General features: G+C 46.7%; 16 protein-coding genes. 6 read left to right on the top strand and 10 right to left on the bottom strand.

Annotation, left to right across the window (positions count from 1 at the left end):
• Positions 1-91: 91 nt before the first annotated feature.
• Positions 92-490, top strand: coding sequence for a rhodanese-like domain-containing protein (locus OIK42_RS10770; RefSeq protein WP_273640427.1), 399 nt, complete (start codon positions 92-94; stop codon positions 488-490).
• Between the two features lie 190 nt (positions 491-680).
• Positions 681-1388 carry a choice-of-anchor E domain-containing protein gene (locus OIK42_RS10765; RefSeq protein ID WP_273640425.1) on the top strand — a complete coding sequence of 236 codons (708 nt, stop codon included), beginning with the start codon at positions 681-683 and terminating at the stop codon, positions 1386-1388.
• Positions 1389-1660: 272 nt separating this feature from the next.
• Here the strand turns inward: OIK42_RS10765 and msrQ are convergent, their stop codons facing one another.
• The 5 genes from msrQ to OIK42_RS10740 all read right to left on the bottom strand — a co-directional run bounded on the left by msrQ (position 1661) and on the right by OIK42_RS10740 (position 6770).
• Entirely contained in the window at positions 1661-2305 is a 645-nt protein-coding gene (gene msrQ / locus OIK42_RS10760; protein ID WP_273640424.1) for a protein-methionine-sulfoxide reductase heme-binding subunit MsrQ, read from the bottom strand.
• 21 nt (positions 2306-2326) lie between these two features.
• Positions 2327-3331, bottom strand: coding sequence for a protein-methionine-sulfoxide reductase catalytic subunit MsrP (msrP, locus tag OIK42_RS10755; protein ID WP_273640422.1), 1005 nt, complete (start codon positions 3329-3331; stop codon positions 2327-2329).
• A 223-nt stretch (positions 3332-3554) separates the two neighbouring features.
• On the bottom strand, positions 3555-4922 hold the full coding sequence (locus tag OIK42_RS10750; RefSeq protein ID WP_273640421.1) for an anti-phage deoxyguanosine triphosphatase: 1368 nt from the start codon (positions 4920-4922) through the stop codon (positions 3555-3557).
• Positions 4923-4926: 4 nt separating this feature from the next.
• On the bottom strand, positions 4927-5544 hold the full coding sequence (yfbR, locus tag OIK42_RS10745; RefSeq protein WP_273640420.1) for a 5'-deoxynucleotidase: 618 nt from the start codon (positions 5542-5544) through the stop codon (positions 4927-4929).
• Positions 5544-6770: a pyridoxal phosphate-dependent aminotransferase gene (locus OIK42_RS10740; RefSeq protein WP_273640419.1), complete on the bottom strand. Its 1227-nt coding sequence runs from the start codon at positions 6768-6770 to the stop codon at positions 5544-5546. Before OIK42_RS10740 ends, yfbR begins: the two co-directional genes overlap by 1 nt.
• 282 nt (positions 6771-7052) lie before the next feature.
• Between OIK42_RS10740 and OIK42_RS10735 the strand changes: the two genes are divergently transcribed.
• The 3 genes from OIK42_RS10735 (at position 7053) to OIK42_RS10725 (ending at position 9746) form a co-directional block, all read left to right on the top strand.
• On the top strand, positions 7053-7493 hold the full coding sequence (locus OIK42_RS10735; RefSeq protein ID WP_273640417.1) for a hypothetical protein: 441 nt from the start codon (positions 7053-7055) through the stop codon (positions 7491-7493).
• A 337-nt stretch (positions 7494-7830) separates the two neighbouring features.
• Positions 7831-8625, top strand: coding sequence for a DUF2189 domain-containing protein (locus OIK42_RS10730; protein ID WP_273640415.1), 795 nt, complete (start codon positions 7831-7833; stop codon positions 8623-8625).
• Between the two features lie 791 nt (positions 8626-9416).
• Positions 9417-9746 (top strand): DUF3718 domain-containing protein, encoded by a 330-nt coding sequence (locus OIK42_RS10725; protein ID WP_273640414.1) that lies wholly within the window; start codon positions 9417-9419, stop codon positions 9744-9746.
• A gap of 75 nt (positions 9747-9821) precedes the next feature.
• Here the strand turns inward: OIK42_RS10725 and OIK42_RS10720 are convergent, their stop codons facing one another.
• From OIK42_RS10720 to OIK42_RS10710, 3 genes are read right to left on the bottom strand one after another with little or no spacing between them, the layout of a single operon-like run.
• On the bottom strand, positions 9822-12887 hold the full coding sequence (locus OIK42_RS10720) for an efflux RND transporter permease subunit (RefSeq protein ID WP_273640412.1): 3066 nt from the start codon (positions 12885-12887) through the stop codon (positions 9822-9824).
• Positions 12880-16161, bottom strand: coding sequence for an efflux RND transporter permease subunit (locus tag OIK42_RS10715; protein ID WP_273640410.1), 3282 nt, complete (start codon positions 16159-16161; stop codon positions 12880-12882). Before OIK42_RS10715 ends, OIK42_RS10720 begins: the two co-directional genes overlap by 8 nt.
• A gap of 19 nt (positions 16162-16180) precedes the next feature.
• Positions 16181-17263, bottom strand: a complete 1083-nt coding sequence (locus OIK42_RS10710; protein WP_273641500.1) for an efflux RND transporter periplasmic adaptor subunit — start codon at positions 17261-17263, stop codon at positions 16181-16183.
• A gap of 404 nt (positions 17264-17667) precedes the next feature.
• Between OIK42_RS10710 and OIK42_RS10705 the strand changes: the two genes are divergently transcribed.
• A complete protein-coding gene (locus OIK42_RS10705; RefSeq protein ID WP_273640409.1) occupies positions 17668-18267 on the top strand; it encodes an outer membrane beta-barrel protein in 600 nt (199 codons plus the stop codon).
• A 199-nt stretch (positions 18268-18466) separates the two neighbouring features.
• On the opposite strand, the gene OIK42_RS10700 is transcribed toward OIK42_RS10705, so the two are convergent.
• Both OIK42_RS10700 and OIK42_RS10695 read right to left on the bottom strand, forming a co-directional pair.
• Entirely contained in the window at positions 18467-18862 is a 396-nt protein-coding gene (locus OIK42_RS10700) for an OsmC family protein (protein WP_273640407.1), read from the bottom strand.
• Positions 18863-18872: 10 nt separating this feature from the next.
• Positions 18873-19706 carry a CvfB family protein gene (locus OIK42_RS10695; protein ID WP_273640405.1) on the bottom strand — a complete coding sequence of 278 codons (834 nt, stop codon included), beginning with the start codon at positions 19704-19706 and terminating at the stop codon, positions 18873-18875.
• Positions 19707-19753 lie beyond the last annotated feature (47 nt).

Here is a 19753-nt window from a genome sequence, read left to right as displayed (position 1 = left end):
CGATAGTGGTTATTTTAGAAATAATTTGGCAGGTCGTCTACCCGGGATAATAAATGTTCATTTACATCATAGATTACTAAGGAAACTCACCATGCCATCAACCGTAATCAGACCAACGCCTGCACCGGGTGACGAAGCCTTGGCGCATTTTCAGCAACTGTTACGCTTTGAAACCGATTGTTGGGATGTGCATTATGCGTTAAACAACAACCTGGTGGATTTTGTTTTACTGGATGTGCGCACAGAGGAGGTTGCCCATAGAGGGTTTATCGAGGGGGCAACCATCATCCCTCACAGTAAAATAAATCAGCAACGTAAGAGCGATTGCCTCGGGGATACAGTGTTTGTGGTGTATTGTGCCGGTCCGCCTTGTAATGCAATCGAAAAAGCAGCCATTAAACTGGCCCGGTTAGGCCGGCCAGTGGAAAAAATGATTGGTGGTGTAACGGGTTGGCTGAATGAGAGCTTTGAACTTATTAGCGATATTTAGTGATTGTTGTGCGCTGAACAAATCTCAGGATAAGGTTGCAGTAATTTAATGGGGCTGAAGGTGTCAGGTTACTTTACAATTTTAAAGAGTGCTAATAAAAACCCCAAATAAAACAATGGTCTATGTATTGGCATAAAATGTGCTAAATTTATTAGTGTATATAACGTAATGTAACAAATTGGATTTTATAATGTTCAAGAAAGTCTTTTTCTTATTAGCATTGACGGTTACTGGCGCCGCTAATGCCGCATTAGTTACTGACTCGGTTTCTTCAATTGCCGAAATTTTCAACAAAGAAACCAGTACTACCACTGACCCAGTATATTCTGCCATCAATATAGATCAATTTGACGATAATGGTGGAATGTATACGTTAACGGGTGTAGAGCTGGTTTTTCGTGCCAATACTAGCGGTAATATTTCGGTTAAGAATGACGGTACTTCAACGGCGTCTTTTGAAGTTGGTGCATGGAGCCGAGTATGGTTTTACGAAGACACTGCTGCTTCTGCTGTTGCCAGTTTAACCAGTTTTCCTCCTGAATTTAAAACTGCTCTGAACGTCCAGGGTGGCGAAACACGGATTCTTGGTCCGTTTGAGCTAATAGTTTCATCAACAATTGATTACGGTTTATCTGATGATTTAGGCGATTTTATTGGTAATGGCACAATTGATTATTTTATGAACTCAGTGTCAGATATCATGCAAAGTTCAGCAGGTAATTATACCTCTAAAGGTAGTTTTGATACCGATGCATCCATTGAATACACTTATACCTATACTTATGAAGATACACCTCCGCCGCTGCCACCAGAAGCTGCAGAGCCAGAAACGCTGGGAATTTTTGCTGCAGTGTTAGTCTTTATGGGTATGGCGAGTCGCAACCGCAAAAAGGCCTAATCCGTATAACAAGATCGTTACACAGATTTGATATGCCACCGGTTAGATAAAGCAAGTCTCCTCACTCGCCGTGATAGAACAAACAAGCCGTAGTCAGAAATGACAACGGCTTTTTTGTTGATTTGGCATATTGATATCGGTTTGATCTATCTGATGGGGCGAAGATGTACTTTTTGTATAGCGAATGGGTTTCACCGCCGATACTTCGTATGTTTACTTTCCTTAAAAGCGGTATTGGTTTGTTGACAAACCAATTGCTCAATCATAATGCTCTAATTGCCTGTGTGCTTTTTTAAATACTTACTGAAGAAAGATTTGAACATCTTTATTCGTGTAAACAACAGCATAAGGCCAATTACCCAGTAAATCAGCGGCTCCTGTAAACCTGTTTTGCGCGACCAGGTAAAGTGTAGCAATGCCAGCAACAACACCAGATAAATGCTGTTGTGAAGACTCTGCCAGCGTTTACCCATTGCCGCCCTCACTTTATTAGGAGAGGTAACGGTTAATGCAGTTAATAATAGCAGCGCCACCATACCCACTGTGATGTAGGGCCGTTTAATGATTTCGCCGACTACCATTGACCAGTCAAACTGGAGTTCAAAGGCTATATAGGTGAGTAGGTGGGCCAGGGCATACACAAACACATAAATACCGAGCATACGTCTTAACCGCATAAGCGGCGGGGCCGGTACATAGCGCGCTGCCGGACTCACTATGAGGGTTATTACCAGTAAATTTAGTGCGCCAATACCGGTAAAATGAAGCAGCGCCTTCACCGGATCTGCTCCGAGGTTATCATTAATAGCAGCATTAAAGGTTAATAATAAATAGGCCAGAATCACCCCGTGAAGCACGCCTTTTAGCAAGCGTACCTGAAAAAGGCTCATCCTGAGTGGTTTACGCAGCAACTTCATAGTGTTCCGTTATATAGCAGCTTAGTAATACTTAGTGAGGTCCATACCGCTGTAAAGCGGCGCAACTTCTTCATAACCGTTAAATTTCTCGGTGGCGATGCGGGTTTGCGAAAATAGCCCGCCTTTGGTAATGCGTCGCTCACTGGCCTGACTCCAGCGCGGGTGGGCGACGTCAGGATTCACATTAGCGTAAAAGCCGTATTCGTTAGCCGCGAGGCGATTCCAGGTGGTAGGTGGCTCTTTATCGGTAAGGGTAATGCGTACTACTGACTTGATACTCTTAAATCCATACTTCCACGGTACCACCAACCTGATTGGTGCGCCGTTTTGCGGCGGCAGTGTTTTACCGTATAGCCCCACTGACATTAACGTTAAGGGATGCAGTGCTTCATCAAGACGCAGTCCTTCTACATAAGGGTAATCGATACCGCCGCCAATAAACGGATTGCGTATGCCCGGCATTTGCTTTGGATCATCGAGTGTCTGAAATGCCACATATTTTGCTGATCCTTGCGGATCAGCCAGTTTAATCAGGTTATTCAGCTCAAATCCCAACCAGGGGATCACCATCGACCAGGCTTCAACACAACGTAACCGGTATACACGCTCCTCAAGAGGGAATTTATTAAGAATATCGTCGTAGCCTAAGGTGACAGGGTTATTGACCATGCCGTCAATGGTGAGTGTCCATGGATCGACCTTGAAATGCTTGGCGCGTTCAGCAGGATCGTCCTTACCGGTGCCAAATTCATAAAAATTATTGTAACTGGTGACTTTAGCGTAAGGGGTTTGGGTTTCGTCGGTAGACCATTTCTGTGACTGGGTAAATGCTAACGGTTTTGTCCTGGTTACGACTTTGTCATCGTCTTCATCAAACCAGCCGCGCGCCTGCACACTGCCCGATAACAAACCTGTGGCACCAACATACCCCATTGATTTAAGCAGTTGCCGGCGTGACTTAAATACCGACTCTTCTGTGATCTCACTGGCTTTGAATGTTTGTGATGGTATAAAGCGTTTAGTCATAATATCCGTTACAAAATAATCTAATACGAGGTGTCTTACCTCTGGATACGAAATAAGACCGTCATTAGTGCAAAAAGATTTCAACTTGTGGACGAATAGTTGCTTTGCAGAGACGCTCAGCGGCAAATGCGCTCTCAGTGGAAAAGTCAGACTTAAAAGGGCAGTGAATGCTTCGAGCCTCCCTCTGCACCTGTGCTATACAGATATTACTACTGCCACTGACTTACAGAGAAAGAGTATCGAGCACACCGCCACGCTTTGGCACAAACATATTTGAATATAATCGCGCAGCAAACTCGTCGGTCATGCCAGCGATATAGTCGGCAATAACGCGTTGTCCGTTGCCTTGCTCGGCGGCGAGCTGATAACGCTGACGGGTATTTTCCGGTAGCAAGCGGGTAGGGTCCGAACTAAAGGCTTCAAACAGTTCCATCACCACTTGTTGTCCTTTATATTCAAGCAGCTGTACTTCAGGTTTGCGAATAACCTTACGATATACGAACCGTTTGAATAGCGATAATGCAGCACTGTGACGTTCAGGTAACACGGCCTGGTAACGTAGAAGTGGGTGGTCAAACAGACGGTTTTCGTCAATTTGGATGGCCGTGATAAAGCAGTTCACTAACGCTCCAATGGCATTCTTGCGCTCGTATTGCTGTTGACTGAACAGGCGCTCGCCTAAGCCGCAAATAGCGTCCGATAACCAGGCGACCTCGAGGTTGACTAGCTCGTTCTCCAGTTCTTCAGCAAATTCGTTACGCTTGACCATGCCCATCACAATCGCATCTTCAAGATCATGTATACCGTAGGCAATGTCATCAGCAAGTTCCATTACGCTGCAATCGAAGGACTTAAACCGGGTCTTATGATGACGGCCATCGCTGGTGTCATACTGCATAAACTGGTCGCGCTCTGCTGGCGGCAATGGGTCGAGTAACCACTCAAATAATGTTTGATCGCAGCGAAACAAGCCTTTAGGCGGATGCCATTGTTCGGCTTTTACCTGACGATTGCCAACCTTTTCGGTTGGCACAATAGCGGTGTTGGTTAACGAATCTATAAAATTAGGATACTTTACCAGTCCCAGCACACTGCGCCGGCTCAGGTTCATGCCATGCTCTGCTGTATAGGGCTCAAGGCGGGCGACAATTCTGAAGGTTTGCCCGTTTCCTTCAAACCCGCCATGTTCGTGCATCATATAGTGCAGGGCAATTTCACCGCCGTGACCAAAAGGGGGGTGGCCAATATCATGCGCCAGACACAGTGTTTCAATGAGGTAGGGATCAAGGCTTACAAAGTCAGTAAGCTTAGGGTATTTTCCCTGCAGTTGAGCGGTGATACCCGTGCCAATTTGTGCTGCTTCCAGGGAATGCGTTAAGCGGGTGCGGTAAAAATCGCTCAGCCCTACACCGAGCACCTGGGTTTTGGCTTGCAAGCGGCGAAACGCAGCGGAGTGCAATACGCGGGCTTTATCGCGCTGAAAAGGCGAACGGTGGTCGCCGTCTCTGGCCTGGGTGCGCGGCAAGCGTCGCTCCCACCAAGTCGATTGCCATGCTGAGTCATCGAATGTTGGGTCGGTGGGATTGTTCATTAGCTTATTCTCCGCGTTCTTCGTAGGCATCGTCCTGAGTGATTTCATCTAAACTCAGCGAGAAACTCGGCACGTAGCGAGTCAGAAAATAATCAACTTCGTCTGAATGATAGTCTTTGAGCATTTTGTCCAGACGCTTTTTCGCCAGGGTAAACTCACGGTTACCGGCACTGAGCTCTTCAAGTGTTTTCAGGTAGGCGCATAACACATCAGCTGCTTTAACAATAAAGGCTTCGTCTTTGCTGTGATAATGGCTATCGATGAGCTCGGCGTAGTCCTGCTTAAACGCCTCAGGTGCCATATCAATCAGTTTTTGCTCGGCGATTTTTTCGATCTTTTTGTATTCATCTTTAATGGCCGGGTTAAAGTATTTAACCGGCGTTGGTAAATCGCCGGTCAGCACTTCCGACACATCATGAAACATTGCCAGCGTAGCAATCCGATCCGGGTTGAGCGTGCCGCCAAAAAAGCGGTTTTTAATCAGTGCCAGGGCGTGGGCAACCATCGCAACCTGTAAACTGTGCTCTTGCACGTTTTCGCTGTGCACGTTACGCATCAGCGGCCAGCGCTGAATTAGCTTCATTCTGGCCAGGTGCGCAAAGAAATGGCTGTTGTCGGCCATTACTTTTGGCCTTTTTGGCGATAACCGTTAAAAAAGTTTTCGATACGATCCATTGCCGGCGCAAGAATATCGCTGTGGGGTAAAAATACCAGCCTGAAATAAATGCCTTCGTCGAGGTTAAAGGCTTTGCCATGTACCAGTAAGATTTTTTCGCTGCTCAGCAGGTCAAGAATCATTTGTTCATCGTTGGCAATGTTGAACTTTTCGGCGTCAACTTTGGCAAAACAATACATCGCGCCCTTGGGCGCAACACAGCTTATACCGTCAATTTCATTTAATCGTTTGGCCGCCAGATCGCGCTGAATTTTTAATCGGCCACCCGGCTGAACGAGGTTATTAATACTCTGATATCCGCCTAATGCCGTTTGAATGGCACTTTGGCAGGGCACATTGGCGCACATGCGCATCGACGACAATATTGTGAGGCCTTCAATATAGTGTTTGGCTAAACGCTTGTTGCCCGACACCACTAACCAACCCGCTCTGAAACCCGCTACCCGGTAGTTTTTTGACAAACCACTGAAAGTAACAAAAAACACGTCATCGGCCAGTGATGCAATGCAGGTATGTTTGGCGTCATCATAGAGGATTTTATCGTATATTTCGTCAGAGAAAACGACGAGCTCGTGTTCACGGGCCACCTCAACAATCTGTTGCAACAACTCTTTACTGTATACCGCACCGGTGGGGTTATTGGGATTGATGATCACTATCGCTTTGGTCTTTTTAGTGATTTTACTTTTTATGTCATCAATGTCCGGGAACCAGCCGGCCTGTTCGTCACAGCGATAATGCACAGGCGTGCCAGAAGACAGGCTCACTGCTGCGGTCCACAGAGGATAGTCGGGGCTCGGTAACAATACTTCATCACCGGTGTTGAGTAATGCCTGCATAGACATCATGATCATTTCGCTGACGCCGTTGCCAATAAACACATCATCAACCTGAATATTTCGAATGTGCATCTGCTGGTAATACTGCATTACGGCAACGCGGGCAGCATAAATACCGGTTGAGTCAGAATAACCCTGTGAAGTTGGCAGGTTATGGATGACGTCTTTTAAAATATCGTCGGGGGCATCAAAGCCAAACGGGGCCGGATTGCCGATGTTTAACTTAAGAATGCGATGGCCCTCGTCTTCCATTTTGCGCGCCTGAGCTGCAATAGGGCCGCGAATGTCATAGCAGACGTTATCTAACTTGTGCGAACTGTTTACCGGTTTCATCTTCAACTACTTAAATTACAGGGGCTTCAGGGTATCGCATAGGTTATTTGCTGTTAAGCAAATTTTTACTCAATAAGTGAAATACCTTGCAGATATTGTTACACATTTGCCCTTGTGGAGAGGTCGAACATTATCTATAAAAGAGCAATAGCCCCCAAGGCCTTTTTGGAGTATAACTATGTCTGTCTTGTATCAAGGCGCAGCGTATAGCGGGGTAGTTGCTGGCACAGAGATGACCCGTATACATTATTGTCTACCGATGCACTGTGCTGGCTATTTACTATGAGCGTCGACGTTTATCCCGGTGAGAGTAAGCGGCAGGTAGAGCCTCTCGAAGGGGCGGTTGTGTGTTGCGGTATCTACGGTTTATTTGAACATACCGGCATTTGGGTGGCCGATCATATTGTTGAATTGCACGGTTCTGGCCTGGTTAAGGCTATTTCGCCCCAGCGTTTTTTAACCGATCGCAGCGGCGCGAGCATTTATATTGCCTGTAATGCGCAGTTACAGCCATTGGTGCAGGAGGGCGCATCACAACGTGCCATCCAACGAATTTTCACCTATATCAACTACAGTGCGCTGTCGCGCAACTGTCACCGTTTTACTGCGGAATGCATTACCGGTCTGCCAAGCGATGTGTGCAGCTTCAGTGATCTTAATGCGGCGTTAAGTCGCGCCTTTAAAACGCCTGTTTCCTGGTATCCGCTGCGCTCACCCGGATAATTTTTATTGTTAATAGATTGTGAAACTTGGCATTCTTAACTATCGTGTATATAACAGCGGGGAAAATTCCACAAAGTAGTAATGGATAAGTGGGTTGCGCGGTGACTGTTACAATCTGCGTTGTGAGTTAAAACAGTAATTTCGCATTGATATTTGTAGTGGATAAGCTGGAGTTTCCCCGATAGTTGTCGTTTATGAACGCCCTTTGCATTGGTATTTAGAACCAAAGCGTCATGCAGCCCGTATCTGTATAAATATTAACCGGGTAAATCATGTCGCTTAATCTATGCATCGCAGCAACGCATCGGGTATAGCAATAGTTGAGGGAAGCGAGTTTATGTCACAGCACTTTAAAGAAACACCACAAAACGCTATTACGGAGAGTGGAATCGCGCGGGTAATTCCTTGTAAAGAACTCGATATCGGAGATCCGATTAAGTGGTTATCTTTAGGATTGCAGGATTTACTCAGAACACCCATGTTGTCGATTTTTTATGGCGTTATATTTGCCGCCATCCCCTGGCTGATATTTTATTTAGTTGCCATGACCGGTTGGCATTTGGTTATCCTGCCCTCTATCGTGTGTTTTATGCTGATAGGCCCGTTTTTAGCCGCCGGACTCTACGATATTAGCTGGGAACACGAGAAAGGCCACAAACCCACACTGGCGCATTCGTTGCGCGCAATCCGCCGCAATGCGGTGAATGAGTGGGGCTTTGGTATTCTACTGATGGTACTGATGATCTTTTGGCTGCGGGTCGCGTCCATCATTCATGCGCTTTACCCTCAGCATCAAATTGAAAACGTGGAAAGTTTAATGCCGTTCTTACTGTTGGGAACCGGAGTTGGGGCGTTGTTTTGCGTGGCGATGTTTCTTATAACCGCCTTTACCCAGCCCATTCTGCTGGAACGTAAAGTGGACTTAGCCACGGCGGTGATGACCAGTATTAACGCGGTGTGGGTGAATAAGGTGCCCATGTTTATCTGGGCAGGCATCATATTTACCATGGTCGCGATTGGCTTTGTGACGGGATTTATTGGTTTTATTGTACTGATGCCATTACTGGGCTATGCGTCATGGCATGGCTATATTGATGCCATTGAGACCAAACGGGAACGAAACTACGTTTAACCCTGCCGTTTTACACGGTAGCCTGCATCTTTGTGACCAACCGGGTTAGCTTTAACCCGGTTGGTTTTTTTATGCGACCGATACATTATTAACGACAATATTAAAGTTATGCTTGCAGTTAACCGGCAACAACGCAGCAATCATCACCATGCTGTTATTAATTCACGCTCAATGCATACCATCTTCATTTAGCCGATTTGATATCAGTGGTGTCATTGGCACCCCGCCGCTTGCCATTCCCATTAGATAGCTTCATTGTGTTGAGCTTGATGAGACTGCCTCCGCCCATTAGCGGATTAATTTACTGCACATGTTTTTTGCGCTTTGTATGCGCCAGTGAGCAAAAATGAGCGAAACACCGCCGTGGACAATACGGAGATCTGCTTATATTTTTACATTTTTATGTAATTAAATTACAGATTAGCGTCGATTCAGGCAGGTTCAAACGCAATTAAGATGTGAAGACATGTAAATTCAACCTGTTTTTGACTGTTTTATTTCAGTTTTTGACACATTTTTTAGAACGATTTAATTAAATGTAAATGTTTTATATTCCATAAAGAAATATAAATTTCATAAATAATGTTTATATACAATGATTTATGATTTTAATCTGCTGTTAACATTCATTTTTACGTTAGGTTCACCATACCTATACAATAAAAAAACAGTAATTTTATTTCAGATAGGGCATAAATATAGTGCACCAGCGGTAATCACCCGGTGCACTCTGCAGCAGCAACAACCTGTATTGTGCTCAGAGTTATAATTAACCCAGAGAGGAAACTGAAATGAACAAGTTATTTAAATCTACTATTACCGCAGCTGTTTTGTCTGTAATGAGTGTTGCGTCTGCGTCTGCTGATGTTACTGCTGACGGCGTACGTTTTATTGGCGATACTGAGTTCGCGGGTTTTTGTAAGGCGGTAGTTAAAGACGATGTGCGTTTACTTCGTACTTCAGTATCACGCAATATTGGTCTTATCGGTGCAAGCCAGCGCGAAGTATTAAAAGTGGTTAAAGCTGAAAATGGCGTAACCTGCAACGGTGTTTCTTTAGTTGAGTTTTCTCAATCACGTGATGCATCGAATGTATATCAGTTTCTAACTGCACGTAGCTAATTGTGGTTGAAATGAATAAACGGGAACCGCTGTGGTCTAAAGAATCGTGTTCCCGTTTAACTCTTTTTTATTTTGTTACACCTTAATCCAACGGCTCACCTGCCGACCACTTTTGTGAATCATTTTACCTACCCTGTACCGAAGTTTTAGCAACAAGACATAAGCCAGCGGTACCAGAAATAAACTTGTTAAGGTTGAAAACACCAGTCCGCCTATGATGGCAATGGCCATTGGGGCATAAGCAGGTCCATCTCCACCAATCCTTGCTCCGCCTAATGCCAGGGGAACTAAACCTAACACCGTCGTTGCGACAGTCATTAATATTGGCCGGATCCGGGAACTGCAGCCTTCAACAACAGCACTGAGCAGATCATTGCCTTCCTGCATCAGCTGATTGATTCTGTCTACCAGTACAATTCCGTTGTTCACCACTATCCCCATTAATATCAGCATACCTATCATACCCATTACCGACATGGCTGTGCCCGTTATCATATAGGCCCAGAACACACCGGTAACGCTGAAAAGTAGTGAGGTAATGACGGCGGTGGGTAACAATAATGACTCAAACAACGCTGCCATGACGATATAAATCATACAGACGGCCAGCAACATGTTCATTTGCATCACCGCAAAGGCTTCGTCCTGTCGCCTGAAACCGCCGTCCAGACTCCAGTTATAGCCAGTGGGTAAATTGATATATTGCATGGCTGTTTCAATGCGCTCGCGGGCATCATCCATGGTTGTGCCTTCTTTGAGGTTGGCGCCAATGGCTAGTGCCGTCTGGCGGTAGTTGCGATTAATCTGTGCCAGTTGCGGGCTAACAGTGATATCGGCAACCATGTCCAGTGTAATATTGCGGCCGTCGTTGTTGGCCAGGGTCAGATTACGCAATGCATGCAGCGATTCCTGAACCGATTTACCATAGAGTAACTGAACTTTCACTTCGCCTGCTTCGCCATACCTGAACGTGCGCAAATTGTTACCTCGCAGGGCTGTTGCAATGAGGCCAGATATTCGTTGTGTGGACAATCCCAGCTTATAGGCTTTGTCGCGGTTAACCCGGACCTGCAGCTCTTGTCGTTCGCTGCCGACATCAGCTCTGACATCGGTGAGGCCGTCAACGCTGGCAAGCACATCGACCACGCGGTCTGAGATTAGCCGCAGGCGGTCTGATGACTCACCCAGCAAGGTTAGCCTGACACCGCCACCATTACCGTCATTCCAGCGAAAAGAGGGGCGGGCACGAACAAATTTAGGCATGTCTTGGTTAATTAACCGTTTTATTTCCGAAACCGGCACGGGTAAATCATCTTTCAGGGTTATGTTGGACGTTGCAAATCCCGGCTCATAAAAGCTATAAACCTGTTTAATATAAAATTTATCCTGATTTGCGTAGAGATATTCTTCCATTTTGTCGACCGTTTTTTCGACTTCCTCAAGGGTATAGTTTTGCGTGAGGTGGTAGTTAAGCCAAATACGCTGCTGATCATCGTTGCCCTCATCATCCTTGGAAATGACGCCCAGTGGGATAGCAGTACTTGCCAGAATCACCAGGGCAATCACCGCCGTTTTACCCTGATTACCCATCGACCAGTTCAGGATTTGTCGGTAACGCTTAATATAACCGGGGGTTTTGTGCTGATGCTCAGCAGGTGGTTTGACTTTAGATGCCAGCAGCGGGATCAATGTTTGTGCTATCAGCAGCGATGCAAAGAGCGAAATACAAATAGCAATTGCAACATGTTCTAAAAACACAGTGACATCTATTTTTACGCCAACGATGTTGGGTAAAAACACAATGGCAGTCGTGGCGGTGCCGGCAATAACCGCCAGACTCACTTTTCCCACGCCCAGTTTCGTCGCCTGCTCGGGATCGCTATGGGTGGCGCGCTGCTGAAAAATACTCTCGGTGACTACCACCGCATTATCCACCAGCATCCCTACGGCCAGCATTAAGCCCATCAGCGATAAAATATTTAATGAGTAGCCCAGCAGATACATAACGCCGAGTGTAATACAAATAGAGAAAGGCACCGATAGCACCACCAGCAACGTAGTGGTGATCTGACGTAAAAATAAGTACAGCACTACGATGGACAGCAGCGCGCCAAATAAGCCCGCTTCAACAAGGTTTGATAGCGAGGTACTGACACTGTCCGCCACATCATCCATCACATAGAGGTTAATACCATTAAACGCGGGATCGTCATTGGCCTGTTCAATAACCTTCATAACACGGTCAGATACGGCGACCAGGTTACTGCCGGACTCGCGAAAAATATTCAGGCCCACAGCGTAGGCGCGATCAAGGTGGCGACCCGAGTTACGTTCCGGTAATTCATAAGCAATAGTGGCAATATCTTTGAGCATGATACCCGGCGCAACGTAAATCTGTTCAATATCGCGAATATCAGAAAATTCACCCAGAGGATTTACCACGTACTTTTGCTCATTGGCAATAAAATGACCGGCTGTCATCGAAAAATTAGCCGCACGTAAACGCTGGCCGAGTTGCTCGGTGTTTATGTGTAAAGAGGTCATTCTTTCAGGCATTAAGCGAATGCTGATTTGTTTTTTTACCACGCCATACAGCTCTACCCGCGAGACGCCGGGAACCCGCTCAATGACTTGCTTGAGATTGCGGTCGAGAAGGTCGTAAGCATTGGATAAGTCACGGTCGCTGGATACCCGCAACTGAAAAATCGGCATGTCATTGGTGTTAAACTTGTACACCATGACACGCTCAACGTCATCGGGGAGTTCATTGCGTATGGCATCCACTTTTTCGCGGGCTTCAATACTCTTGGCCTTGATATTGGCATCCCAGTCAAACTCGACAAATATTTCGGCGCGATTCTCATAGGAGGTTGCGCGCAAACGCTTGATGCCCGACATCGTCGCGATAGCTTCTTCGACCGGGCGGGTAATCATGCGCTCTATTTCAGCCGGTGTGGCATCGTTATAGGGGATCTGCACAACCATTTGCGGAATATCAATGCCCGGAAACTTCTCCAGGGGTAATAAGCGTCCGGCCGCGATGCCGAACACCAGCATCGACAAAAACACCATGCATACTGTGACCGGCTTGCGTAAGGCAAAACTGGTAAGGCTGGCACCCGCCTGAGCAAACTTATCCATACACATGCTCCTCGCTGCCCTGGCTTACGGCTTTGAATTGTTTACGGTCAAACAGTGAGTAGATGACCGGTAACAATATTAATGTCAGTACGGTGGAAAACAGCAGGCCAAAGATTACCGTTACAGCCATTGGCGTGCGCACTTCAGCACCTTCGCCAAAGCCGATGGCCATGGGCAACAAACCAAGAATGGTGGTTAACGTTGTCATGATAATAGGGCGCAAACGGGTATGGGCTGCAGTGACGATAGCACTGTGTTTGTCCTGTCCTTGCTCACGCAGTTGATTGATGCGGTCGATAAGCACTATGGCGTTATTAACCACAATGCCGCAGAGCATAATCAGGCCAATAAATACCACCACGCTGACATGGGTGTTAGTCACTAATAAACCGTAAATCGCGCCAGCGACTGCCATTGGGATGGCAAACAGAATCAACAGAGGGTGGCCAAGTGATTCAAACTGTGATGCCATCACCAGATAAACCATAAAGATGGCCAGTGCCAGCGCCAGCAATAATGAGTCGAAACTTTGTTGCATGTCTTCACTCTGACCGGCAATGGTCGCTTTTAACGACAGTGGCAGTTGCGTGTTATCGATGATCTGTTGCGCTGCGGCAACGCCCTGGGCCAGATCCCCATAGCGCAGGTTCGCTTCAATCAGGGCGACGCGTTGCTGGCCGATACGGGTGATTTCACTGGGACCATTGCTGAGGTATACATCGGCCACCGCATGTAAAGGGATTGCCTGATCTGACCCCGGATTAACAATGATCCTGCCGATATCTTCGATTTGGTCGCGCTGCGTTTGTTCAGTACGCACCAGAATGTCCACTTTGCGGTCGCGCAAACTGTATTGGGTGGCGACTTCGCCGCCAATTTGCGCTGCAACGAGTTTAGCGGCAGTAGCAGCATCCATATCCAATCGTGCCAGCGCGGCATGATTAAAGTTGATTTTTAATTCCGGGTTACCAATTCGCAGACTGCTGGTGACATCAGCAAAACGGTCATTCGCTTCCAGGCCGCCTTTTAATTCATCACTAAAACGTTGTAACTGGTTTAGGTCATAGCCCTGTAGCTCAATTTGAATAGGGGCGGCAAAGGTAAAGAGTTCCGGGTAACCAAATTTGCTCTGTACGCCGGCCTGCCTGGCTAAAAATTCCCGTAGTGATTGTTTAACTTGCTGTTCATCAGCGTCGCTGGTGTCGTCCTTAAGCACAACATTAAGCTTGCCCCAGTGATCGCCACCCTGAGAAGGGGCTGCGCTGATGAGGCTGCCCGTGCCAGCCAGTGAATAGGTGCGGGCCACCTGGGGCAGAGAGTCGGTGAACCCGGCCAGGCGCGTTAGCAAGTTATCAGTTTGTTCAACCCGTGAGCCTGCCGGCAAAGTCACTTCTATAAAGAATTCACCCTGAGACATACGCGGGATTAACTCCATTCCCAAACGGGGGATCAGTAAATAAGCAAAAGCGGTGGCGGCTACTGCGCCGCCAAGCACCAGCCAGCGCGCATTCAATGCGGCCGCGAGGCTTACCTTGTAGAGTTTTTCAAGGGCGCTAAAACCAAGGTTAAAAAGTGTGGTCAGAGGCAGTAAGATTATCGCCAGTACTTTACCAACCCCGCGCCATAAGGTAATAACAGCAGTGGTAAGCAGCATGGGAACGATGCCAAACACCAGTTTTACCAGCAGTCGTAATGGCAGGGTGAGATAATACATACCTTTGCGCCAGCCTTCTCTGGGCGCTGCAGGGGCGGGCTCAAAATCGCTGTTCTCTGTAAATGTGTCTTTGCGCGTTGCTTTGGCAGCGAGTGCCGGGATCACCGTTAAGGCAACAATCAGTGACGCCACCAGGGCAAAGGATACGGTCATCGCCTGATCGCTGAACAGTTGTCCGGCGATGCCCTCAACAAAAATGAGTGGCACGAATACCGCAAGAGTGGTGAGTGTCGAGGCCAAAATGGCACTGGAGACTTCTTTGGTGCCATTGGCAGCAGCCTGCGCGGTGTCAATCAAACCTTTACTGCGCTGTTTGTGTTTGTCGATATTTTCTAATACCACAATGCTGTTATCTACCAGCAACCCCACCGCCAGGGCGATACCACCCAAACTCATAATATTGAGACTGATGTCGTTACCGTACATGAGGTTAAACGTGGCGATAACGGACAGCGGAATCGAAATCGAAATGATCAGCGTGGGCCAAAAATCACGTAAAAACAGATACAAAATCAGCATCGCCAGAATGCCACCAATAACAGCGGAGGACTTCACGTCATCAATGGCCTGTTTTATAAATTCGCTCTGATCGTAGACCTTGTTTAGTTGATAGTCGGCGGGTAGTTCCTGAGTTATGCGGGTCAGGGCTTGCGTTACCAGGCGCGCCACGTCGACAGAATTTGCATCCCCTTCTTTGTAGATAGCAATTTCGGCGCCTTCCTGACCATTAAACCGGCTAATCGCGTCACGTTCTTTATAGGCGTTTTCGATGGTTGCCACATCACGCAGGCGTATAGATTTACCCTCGCGGTTGGCAATATACAGGTCGCCTATTTCATTTATTGCGTTGAACTGATTCAGGGTTCTTACTAAAAATGCCTGATTACCATTGTCAATCCGGCCTCCTGCAGCATTGAGGTTTTCTTCCTTGAGACGGCGAATGATGTCATTAACGTTAATGTTTAACTGACTCACCCGGCGTTGGTCTACCAGTACCTGGATCTCGTTTTCCAGTGCTCCGCCAATTTTTACCGAGGCGACACCTTCAATCGACTCAAGCTGGCGTTTAACTTGTTCCTCAGCATAAACACGTAATCGTTTCATTGCGGCAGCGGAGGCGTCAGGGCTGCTAAAGCTCAGGCCATAACGTAAAATGGGATCAAGGCTGGGGTTAAACCGCAGTAAACGCGGTTTATCAACGTCCAGGGGCAGCTGTAAAATATCAAGTTTTTCGCGCACTTCGAGACTGGCAAAGTCCATCTCGGTGCCCCAGGCAAATTCCAGCACAATGTCTGACTGGCCGGGTCTGGACACGGATTTTACGCTGCGCACGCCTTTTACCGTGCCGATGGTTTCTTCGATGGGTTTAGACACCAACTGTTCGACCTCAGCCGGCGCAGCGCCGTTGTAATCGGTACGAATCGTCAGGGTAGGGTACGCCAGTTCGGGTAACAGGTTAACCGAGAGACGGCCTAAAGAGACCATGCCAAAGAGCAGTACGGCAAGCGTAAACATGCCAATGGCTACCGGTCGTTTTACAGCAATATCAACAAGTTGCATAACAATCTCCTGGCTTCAATCAGCTATTTACAATATCAACTGGCGAAGCATCTTTAAGATTGTGATGACCCACGGTAACCACGGTTTCATTACCGCTTAAACCGTCAGTAATTTCCACAAAGTCACTGTTTTCAAAGCCGGTGGTTACATCCAGTTTGTTAGCGATGCCATCCTTTACCACAAAAACGCTGGTGCGATCGTCAATGGTGAGTAGGGCTTTTCGCGGCACTAAAGTGGCGTTGCTATGTGTGGCATAGTCAATGGATACCTCAGAAAACATACCCGCTTTTAAATTACCGGCGTCGTTGGGCACCGTTAAGGTCACTTTGAATGTGCCGGTGGTGGCATCCACCACGGGGCTGATACGCTCAATATAACCGTTTACAGTCGCATTCCCCAGGGCGGCTACTTTTAAGCTGGCTTTTTGGTTGGCTTTAATCGCCGCCATCTCGCTTTCTGGCAGGTAGACAATGCCTTGTAATTCACGTTGCTGAACAATATGGAACATGCGCTCGCGTTGGAACGACTCTGTCAGGTTACCCACTTTGGCGTTACGCTCGGCAATATAGCCACTGATAGGGGCGGTAATGGTGGTTTCCTTCAAATCCAGTTCGGCAAGTGCCAGGACGGCTTTAGCACCTTCATACTGAGCGGTGAGCTTGTCAAAGGTATCATCACTGACTAATTGACGAGAATGTACCTTGTTGATTTTATTGAGCTCTTTTTCCAGTCCGGTTAAGTCAGCACGGGCTTTACTTAAGTTAAGCTCGTAGCGTTTTTTATCGAGTTGGGCCAACACCTGCCCCTTTTCAACGTAATCGCCTTCTTCTACAAAAATTTGCTCGACAATGCCTGATGCTCTGGCAACCACGAAAGCTTCTTCTTTTGCTTCTAAGATAGCGGTGGTGTGGTAACTGGAGGATATTTCCCCATTGGTGAGCGCTACGGCTTCAACCGGGATACTGATAATTACGTCTTCTTTAGCTTTGGCGTTGCCGTCGTCGGTGGCTTCGGCATTCATACAGCCGCTTAACGTGATGCTGCTAAATAATAAGCCGGCGATTAATAAAGTACCAAGGTTGCGGTGTGTTGTGTGTTCCATCATGTTACCTGCAAAGTATATTTGTTATATACGCCAGACAGCATTCGCTGTGCCAGTTTTAAAACAAAAGTATAATCGCAGTAAAAACAATAAATTAGCGAGTAGATGTGTCGTATTGTAAGCAATTGTATCGATTGACTGTGGTTTGGTTGGTAATTAAGTGAAGGTTTTCGCTAATATCTGGTTTATTTGGCAATTTTTCGTGGCCTCGGGTATGCCTAACAGATAAAATCGAACAGGTTGACAATAAACTTATTGTCGCGCTTGTTCGGTGATCCCAACTCCTGGCAGCAATCTTGCCGCCATAAGTTAGCCCGAATTCAACCCTATTCAGGGTATATTCATCGCCATGATATATTCTGGCATTTCAAATAGAATACTTGTTAAATATAAAAGGGACTTTAATGAAAAGAACGCTAATCATCGCACTCACAGCTGCAACAATCGTTTTTTCTATGTCGGCCAGATGTGAAAATAATTGGTATTTTGGCGCCCAATACAGTGCACAAGAAGTAACTTCGCAACCTGACAGAGAATTAGAGTCCGTCGGTGTCATTGGTGGTTATCAGTTCAACGAATACGTCTCTATCGAAACCCGGTACAATACCGGTACGTCAGGATATTCGCACCCATTTTATGTCGTTGGATCTCCTGAGGCAAAGTACAAAGAAGATATTGATACGCAGATTTCGTTGCTTATCCGAGCTTCTTATCCTGTTTATAATGGTTTTCACTTATATTCTTTAGCCGGAATAACTAAAAGCGATTATGAAATCACGACGAGTAGTTCTCTCACAGATCTTGATGGCAATACGACCCAGACTTACCCTTATGTACTAAAATTCTCTGACAGTGGTTTCACCTATGGAGTTGGTTTAAATTACCAGGCAACAGAGGCTGTTGGTTTGTTTGTTGATTATCAGGTTTTACCCGAGCTGAAATTTGGTTCTGGTAGCTCAAATGACTGGAGAAGTATTAATCTCGGTATAACCTTTGCTTTTTAGTATTGTGAATTGCGAACAATATTTTATGTTTTAGTTATCGGTTACGCTGACAATGAAAGAGTTGAATACATTTATTCTCTGTCACATCGTCAGCGTGAGCCTGTTTTTAGTGGTGGGCACCCGGATTAAGTCACTTATAAATCGTTAATCGCTTGGTCTTTGACACTTATGTTGTCTTTGTTTTGGTTTCAGAACGTCATTAACTGTTAATACTGTAGCTGGTGCTAATATCCACATTGCCTTTAAGCATCAGCATGACAGAACAATACTTTTCAGCCGATAACGACACGGCCCTGGCAACATCTTTGTCGCTCAGGTTGTCACCGCTTACCCGGTAATGGGCATGAATACTGGTAAATACCCGCGGCGGCTCATCGGCCCGCGTTGCCTCCAGTTCACACACGCAATCTGTTATGCTGAGCCGGCGTTTTTTTAAAATATCGACAACATCGATGCTCGAGCAGGCACCTACTGCGAGTAATACGGTTTCCATTGGCGACAGGGCTTCACCATTACCGTCAAGGGTTTGTTCAAAGCCGCTGTCGGTTTTACCACTAAAAGTAAGCGCTTGTTGCCAGTTAACGGTTGCTTTCATTCGCTGCCTCTTATTTTAATAATGTCACTTTTTGTTTATCGAGCTGAATTTTATGTTGTTTATACAGCGCGCCAAGGGCCCGTTTATACGCAGCCTTACTGACGTTAAAACGAGCGTAAATTTCTTCCGGTGGGCTTTTGTCGGTAAGCGTGCTAAACCCATCATGAGCCTCAAGATCGTCCAGTATAGCCTGTTGCAGTGAGTCACGCGCGGTGGCATTTACCTGTTGCAGCACAACATCAATCTTGCCGTCTTCGCGGACCTGCTTAATAAACCCGGTGGTTTCATCGCCAACCTTAAGCTTTTTAAACGCATCGCTGGCAAAGACCAGGCCCAGATGGGTTTGGTTAATCACCACTTTATATCCAAGATCGGTTTGACCGCATACAATCAGCTCAACTTCCTGGCCGGGGCTGTAATAAACGCCACTTTCACTTAAATGATGATGTAGCTTGGTACTGCCAAGTAAGCGCTGCGTTGCCTCATCAAAATATAAATAAACAGGATAAACCATGCCCTGGCTAACCGGGCTGGCCTGATTTTGTCGCGGCACCATCAGATCGCGGGGGAGACCCCAATCGAAAAAGGCCGCAAAGTCGGTAACACCTACCGCTTTGAGTACTTTGACCTGGCCGGTGGTAATTTTCGGCGCCGCCAGGCTGGCCGTAAGTTGACCGTTTTCGCCGGTATAGACCATCGCCTCTATTTGCGAGTCGACAGCGAGGGGAGACTCAACGGCCTCGGCAAGGACTACCGGGCGTTCGTCTTCAGGATGTAACAGCTGATAACCAAAAGGAAATTCACCGACCACCACAAGTGGATTAATCTGACCAATTTTTAGCATGGGGACTGACTTTTATTATAGAACAGGTAACATGATAACTGATATGC

Source organism: Alteromonas gilva (assembly GCF_028595265.1).
Classification (GTDB): Bacteria; Pseudomonadota; Gammaproteobacteria; order Enterobacterales; family Alteromonadaceae; genus Alteromonas; species Alteromonas gilva.
The sequence above is the reverse complement of the archived record's forward strand: the minus strand, read 5'-3'. Positions and strand labels throughout refer to the sequence as shown.

Coding starts and splice junctions, on each gene's coding strand:
- OIK42_RS10770 (WP_273640427.1), top strand. CDS start 92: ATGCCATCAACCGTAATCAGACCAACGCCTGCACCGGGTGACGAAGCC.
- OIK42_RS10765 (WP_273640425.1), top strand. CDS start 681: ATGTTCAAGAAAGTCTTTTTCTTATTAGCATTGACGGTTACTGGCGCC.
- msrQ (WP_273640424.1), bottom strand. CDS start 2,305: ATGAAGTTGCTGCGTAAACCACTCAGGATGAGCCTTTTTCAGGTACGC.
- msrP (WP_273640422.1), bottom strand. CDS start 3,331: ATGACTAAACGCTTTATACCATCACAAACATTCAAAGCCAGTGAGATC.
- OIK42_RS10750 (WP_273640421.1), bottom strand. CDS start 4,922: ATGAACAATCCCACCGACCCAACATTCGATGACTCAGCATGGCAATCG.
- yfbR (WP_273640420.1), bottom strand. CDS start 5,544: ATGGCCGACAACAGCCATTTCTTTGCGCACCTGGCCAGAATGAAGCTA.
- OIK42_RS10740 (WP_273640419.1), bottom strand. CDS start 6,770: ATGAAACCGGTAAACAGTTCGCACAAGTTAGATAACGTCTGCTATGAC.
- OIK42_RS10735 (WP_273640417.1), top strand. CDS start 7,053: ATGAGCGTCGACGTTTATCCCGGTGAGAGTAAGCGGCAGGTAGAGCCT.
- OIK42_RS10730 (WP_273640415.1), top strand. CDS start 7,831: ATGTCACAGCACTTTAAAGAAACACCACAAAACGCTATTACGGAGAGT.
- OIK42_RS10725 (WP_273640414.1), top strand. CDS start 9,417: ATGAACAAGTTATTTAAATCTACTATTACCGCAGCTGTTTTGTCTGTA.
- OIK42_RS10720 (WP_273640412.1), bottom strand. CDS start 12,887: ATGGATAAGTTTGCTCAGGCGGGTGCCAGCCTTACCAGTTTTGCCTTA.
- OIK42_RS10715 (WP_273640410.1), bottom strand. CDS start 16,161: ATGCAACTTGTTGATATTGCTGTAAAACGACCGGTAGCCATTGGCATG.
- OIK42_RS10710 (WP_273641500.1), bottom strand. CDS start 17,263: ATGGAACACACAACACACCGCAACCTTGGTACTTTATTAATCGCCGGC.
- OIK42_RS10705 (WP_273640409.1), top strand. CDS start 17,668: ATGAAAAGAACGCTAATCATCGCACTCACAGCTGCAACAATCGTTTTT.
- OIK42_RS10700 (WP_273640407.1), bottom strand. CDS start 18,862: ATGAAAGCAACCGTTAACTGGCAACAAGCGCTTACTTTTAGTGGTAAA.
- OIK42_RS10695 (WP_273640405.1), bottom strand. CDS start 19,706: ATGCTAAAAATTGGTCAGATTAATCCACTTGTGGTGGTCGGTGAATTT.